Genomic DNA, 5,906 nt, shown 5'->3' with positions numbered 1-5,906 from the left:
CTAATAATATGTGAGAGGAAAAAATTATGGGTAAAAAGCTGAAAGCCATCAGTAAGGTTTCTGTTGCCTTGGCTCTTTTAGGCGCTGCTGTTCCAGCAGTAGAAGCAGCACCAACTGCTATGGCAGCTAAGAAGTCTACCAAGAAGGCTAAGAAGTCAACTAAGAAAGTAGCAAAGAAGAGTACTAAAAAGGCGAAGAAGGCCAAAAAGAGCACCAAGAAGACAACGCCTAAGAAGATTGTCAAGAAGTCAATGCCTAAGAAGACTGTTAAGAGAACAACGCCTAACACTACGAATTACGTAACCTTCTACAACAGCAAGGGCAAGCCTACCGATTATTATGTACCAACTACAAAAAACAAGATCAAGGCCAAAATCAAGAAGGGGAGTAAGGTTTCTGTCTTAGGGCAAGGACCAATCAATGGTCAATTGATGTACGAAATTGATCACGATCCTTACGTTTATGTCCCGGCAAAGGACGTCAAAGTAGACTACTTTACAGATGTTCATTTTGTTGACTATTATTTGGGCAGTGGTACTCCAGCTCAAATTAAGGCCAAATATGATGCTGATCTTGCTGAGCGTGAAAAAAATGAACCTGAAAATGGTTTTACTATGTGGTTCAATGCACACCCACTTGAAGATTTACGCATGGGAAGTAGAGACACTATAGTATCAAAATCCACATACGAAAAGCACAATCTGACTTATGCGCAAAGAGCTGCACAAACAGGTAGAATGAGTGTGGGCTACACCAAGGAATCCTATGCGGCCTACATTAAGGGTGAAAAGGCTTACCGGCAATATGAAGCAAAATGGGCTGCCAAGTATCCAAACATCACAAAATATATGGAAGAGCTTTTCAAGAATGACAGCGACTACAAGAAGTACAACTTAAACACCTTTGAATGGCACTTCAACGACAAGTTTTACATCCACTTCAAAAAATAATTTTCGCTAATTGCAATAATATTTTTTGACAAATATTATTTCTGGTCAGAAATTGAACGATGTAATCATCTAATAATATGTGAGAGGACAAAATTATGGGTAACAAACTGAAAGCCATCAGTAAGGTTTCTGTTGCCTTGGCTTTGTTGGGCGCTGCAGTTCCAGCAGTAGAAGTAGCACCAACTGCCATGGCTGCAAAGAAGACTACTAAGAAGGCTAAGAAATCTACCAAGAAAGCTGCAAAGAAGAGTATTAAAAAGGCGAAGAAAGCCAAAAAGAGTACCAAGAAGACTAGCAAGAAGAAAGCTACTAAGAAGCCGGTGAAGAAGGTTGCTAAAAAGAAGGTAGTCAAGAAGACCGCAAAGAAGGCCGCGACTAAGAAGACGGCCAAAAAGGTAGTAAAGAAGGCAACTACCAAGAAGCCGGTAAATAAAGTTGCTAAGAAGACCGCCACTAAGCAACCCGCTCAGAAGGTTGTTAAGCGTCTGACTATGGCAGACAAGTACCAACCACAAGTCAAGAGCGGTACGGTTAAAGTAGATTGGGGGGCGAGTCTTACATCTTCTTTAGATGGTTATCGTCCGGAAGACTTTATTACCAATAAATCTTCTTTGCCGTCAGACGTTGACTATGATTACTTAGATAAAGTTGATACTCAGAAAGGTGGCAGCTACACAACTAGAATTCAAGCAACGTATAGTGACGGATCAAAGGAAGTAGTTGGTTCAGTAACTTTTGTGGTTCCGACTACTGATGTTGATAAGTATCAGCCGACTGTTCATGATGTAACACTTGAGTACGGTGCAGATGATTCAATTGAGTACGGTGTAGATTATTCAATCCGTAAGTACTTTATCACTAATCCAGCGGGCTACTTCCCAAATGACCCAATCTTTTCACAATTTAAGTCGTCATCTGATAGAACACAGTTTGACTTGAACACAGATTCCGAGGAGCCATTTTCTGTTACTAAGCCAGGGACTTATACGGTACATGTTAAGGTGACTTATCCAGACAGAACTTATGAAGATACCAACAAATTTAAGATTACAGTGTTACCGTCACAAGCTGAAACGATTAAGGTTGCACCAAAAGCTTCAAGTTTTACGGTTTCTTCATCCTCAGCTTTGGAATACTATGATGATGATTTAGGGGATACATTAGTTGATCCAAGTTTCTTTTTGACTAATGCTTCTGCATTACCGGAGGGAACTGTAGTACACTTCAATGGATCTTTGGACTCTAGATATACATTGGATCCAGGGAAATATGAAGACTACTTGACTATCAAGTTCCCAGACGGTAGTAGCTACGACACCGACAACTTCATCGTTAACGTCAAATAAGCCCAATAATCCAGTCCACTTTCGGCAATGTCATTAAGTTAAGGCATTGACTTTGAACGGGGAACACTTTAGGACACTCATCTAAGTTTGATGGGTGTCTTTTCTGTTTTTTGGGCATGACAAATAAGCAGTCAATTGACTGTCTTTTTACGAAATTCGATAGTTTAAACTAACAGAACCTTGAAACCGTAAAGGTCTTGGATATTTTCGGCCTTTTCGGACTGGATGATGATACGCTTCTATTTCTTCGATCATCTGCTTTGAATTGCCTATCATGGACATTGTATAATAGCGGTGAACTATGTTGGCTGCCTCTTTAAAGTCTATCTCATGAGGCCATTTCCTGTGAGCATCAGCTACCCGGCAAAGGGATATGATTCTGTTGACCACGTTAAACATAATCAGTTGAGAGTACAACTCGATTTCTTGAAATGTTGGTTTTTTCGAATGAAAACATACTGCACCGAGATCATACTTTAGCTTGCGAAATGAGCTTTCAATATTCCAGCGCAGATGATACAGTTTTTTCATTTCACTAAGTGGAAAGTCGTTCGAGCTTAGATTAGTAGCTAGTACTTCCCACTTGGTGCTTCCCGATTGTGGGTCGTTGATCTTAAGCTTAACGATTCTGCAGTGGACCGGACAAAAACTTTCAAAATCCCAGTGCACTGTACGGTACTTGGGTGAATATTTGTCCTTATAGCGACGATTTGGGGCATTGATTTTGTGATACTCCGGGTGAAGCTTCTTTTGCTTGGCGCTATTGGTGATGTTAAACGTCATCTCAAGATCACATTCTTGGTCGGGAAGAGCACTGATTTCCCGAATAGCACCTTTATCTTTAGTTTTGAGGCGAACAACATAGTTGCAGTCAGGCAGTCGATTTCCATGCTCGAAAAGATTAAAGGATTCATAGCCACGATCCATCAGTACGATATAGCGGTGTTGAAGTCTTAAGGTCTGAAGCATGTGTACAGCCGCACTGCGTTCATCCATACCCTTTCGTGATTGCAATAAGCAGTCTAGGTAACAACAATTTGCGATATCGTAAAGGATATTGGCATGAATCAAACATGTGCCTTTGGTCGTTAATTTATTATCGGCCGAAGGCTTTTTTCTTGTCTGAATATTGCATAGAAATGGTGAATGCTTATCATACGGCAAAGCAAAGTCACTACCATCAATTGCCAGCAGCCGATAGCCGTGATACACAGCAGGCTGTTTCAAAGTTGAATTGAATTCATACAGAATTGCCTTAAATAATCTAGGGTTAACCTTTGATTTCTGCTGTTCGTAAGCCGACGCGGTCATCCGCTTAGAGGTCTTAGGAAATGCGTCAGCTAGCTCCTTGTTCAAGCAGTTTCCTTGCATGGCAAGAGTGGTCTTAATGAATGTCTTAGCATCCAATTTTCTTTTACGCGTGAAGTCTTTGCTTGGATGATAAACAAAGTAATTGATGCATTCGGCAGCCATGTCTGTAACAGAATCAAGCTGTCTTAGGACTTGATGCTTCTTAGTCATGAAAATACGCCACCTTTGATAAAATCCCTAATCAAAGATAGCGTAAAGCGGTTTCAAAAATTAAGCAAAAAAAACACCCATCAAACTTAGATGAGTGTCCTAAAGTGTTCCCCGTTCAAAGTCAATGCCTTAACTTAATGACATTGCCACTTTCGGACTGGATTATTTTTGTCCCTCGAATTCTAGCCCATCACATTTCCTCACCAAATCGGGTAAAATAGCCTTAGACGCAATAACGTATTTTACAAAAAGGGGGAGCTTGACCATGCAAAAATCAGCAATCAATAAACTCAAGAAAATCGGTCTGTCAGAGGAGTCGATAGATTTCCTTCTCCAGTTCTATACCGGTGCGGTTAATGCATACGGGATCATCTCTCTTGAGGATCTGTACGGCTTGTACAAAGACATTAAAAGGCAGAACCAGGACTACCCAGAAATTACATTTGAGCAATTCCTCACTTTCGGCGAAATCACAGGCAGTAAATTGCTTGAGCATTACGCTATTTTTAGTCCAGAAATCATAAACAAGTACTGCAATGATTCTGGCATCCCTTTAACAAGCCCACTATTGGTTCATGAAAGTGTCACCTGGAAAGAAGACAGTATTCATGAAATCTGGTATCTCTACATGGACCTCTGCGAATTCAGCAGCAAGTTTTACTTAACTCCTGACGACCTTCGCGACTTTGCCGAGCACCAAGAAACAGTTGACGATCGCGCTTTTCAAAAAGTTCTGGCAGAGCTGAAGGCCTTTGGCAAACCGCTTGATGAAGTAGAAAGTCAGATCTATCCAAACGACACTGGCCTAAACGAAATCACCAAGTTAGTGACCTATGCCTACCAAACCAGCCCAGGTAATTTGGAGGCAGCTTCAGCAGAATTTGAAAATCTCTCCTTATTCTACCGGCTTGATTATGGCAAGCACACTTTCCAGGAAATCTGTACGCTGATGAAGAGGGCACTTTATGACCTCCCTTGCTGGGGCCTTGGCGGCTACACTTATGGAAAGATGATGGGGATCCCTAAGGAAGACATCACTGAGAATGAATATTTTGACGATTCTTTCTATAAAGATGATGAAGACCTGTTTGATTTAGATGAAGAAGATAATGATCCATCTGATGCCAGTCAGCAACTTGGCCAGATGCTGTTGGACCTAGCCAGTGATACTCACCCACACGCCGCAATGCGCAAAAAAGCCAGCTACCCTAAGCGTCTGCTCGACAAGACCATGAAGAAGCGGTATGCGGATGCTGGCTTTGACACCGATAAGCTGGACTTCTTGCACAAATTCTTCCAAGGAGCCGTCAACCTCTACGGCGTAATCGAACTCGTTGACCTCGCTCAGATTTACAAAGATATTAAGGGCAAAAATCATTACCCTGATATCAGCGATGATGAATTTATCGCATTTGCTGAACTGGTTCGCCGGGAAAAAGTGCCTTACTATGTTTTTGAACAGCATGAACTTTTTAAAAACGGGATCGACTTAGAATTTGAACGGATACTTGTTAATGCAGACCTGCTGGGTCCAGATGGCTTAAAAGCACTGGAAGGCGTCTATAATGTCTACTTCAGCGAATACGCAAGTGAGTACTGGGAGCCAGAAGACATGCTGGCTTATTCCGGCCACCAGCAGGAGAAAGAAGAGCTGGACATGCTGGCCTACTTTACCCAATTAGGGAGCAGGGATGCCAAGATCGTCAGCCTGGAAAGCAAAGATTTGGCCAGAAAGATCGTTGACCACTTCCTCTGGACGAGCAAGGGCGGACTTGAAGATGCTGACCCAATTCCTAAAGAGGAGTTCTTCCAGCTGTTGGCTAATGGCGGCAAGCCACTTAACGAAGAAGTTGAAAATAAGATCCTCAGCTTGATCCGCAACTATGACAAGAACCGGCACGTCTATGTCCTCAAGGGTTGGACAACTGATGAGTGGAAGTCCAAGCCAGAAATCCATGGCGAGCAAGTACAAAGAGTCAAAGCCATGCAGGCTCTTCTGGACATGATAAAAAAGCACAAAGATCACGAATAAACGGCTCTTTGTCAAATCTTACTGATGCTTGTCAAGGAGTTTTATATGATTTTGATA

The 5,906-nt window shown here is 41.9% G+C and carries 4 protein-coding genes; 3 read left to right on the top strand and 1 reads right to left on the bottom strand.

The window, feature by feature from the left end:
- Positions 1 to 26: 26 nt before the first annotated feature.
- The gene (locus OCH80_RS09935) at positions 27 to 950 is read left to right on the top strand and encodes a hypothetical protein (protein WP_404540591.1); all 924 of its coding nucleotides are present in this window, start codon (positions 27 to 29) and stop codon (positions 948 to 950) included.
- Positions 951 to 1,045: 95 nt separating this feature from the next.
- Entirely contained in the window at positions 1,046 to 2,296 is a 1,251-nt protein-coding gene (locus OCH80_RS09930; RefSeq protein ID WP_404540589.1) for a Rib/alpha-like domain-containing protein, read from the top strand.
- A gap of 147 nt (positions 2,297 to 2,443) precedes the next feature.
- On the opposite strand, the gene OCH80_RS09925 is transcribed toward OCH80_RS09930, so the two are convergent.
- Complete coding sequence (locus OCH80_RS09925) at positions 2,444 to 3,817, bottom strand: IS4 family transposase (protein ID WP_404540586.1); 1,374 nt, start codon at positions 3,815 to 3,817, stop codon at positions 2,444 to 2,446.
- Positions 3,818 to 4,082: 265 nt separating this feature from the next.
- Between OCH80_RS09925 and OCH80_RS09920 the strand changes: the two genes are divergently transcribed.
- Positions 4,083 to 5,849: a hypothetical protein gene (locus OCH80_RS09920; protein ID WP_404540583.1), complete on the top strand. Its 1,767-nt coding sequence runs from the start codon at positions 4,083 to 4,085 to the stop codon at positions 5,847 to 5,849.
- The last annotated feature ends 57 nt before the right edge of the window (positions 5,850 to 5,906 follow it).

This window comes from Lactobacillus sp. 23-2 (genome assembly GCF_044902225.1).
Lineage (GTDB): Bacteria > Bacillota > Bacilli > Lactobacillales > Lactobacillaceae > Lactobacillus > Lactobacillus absianus.
This window is presented reverse-complemented; position numbering and strand designations above follow the sequence as displayed.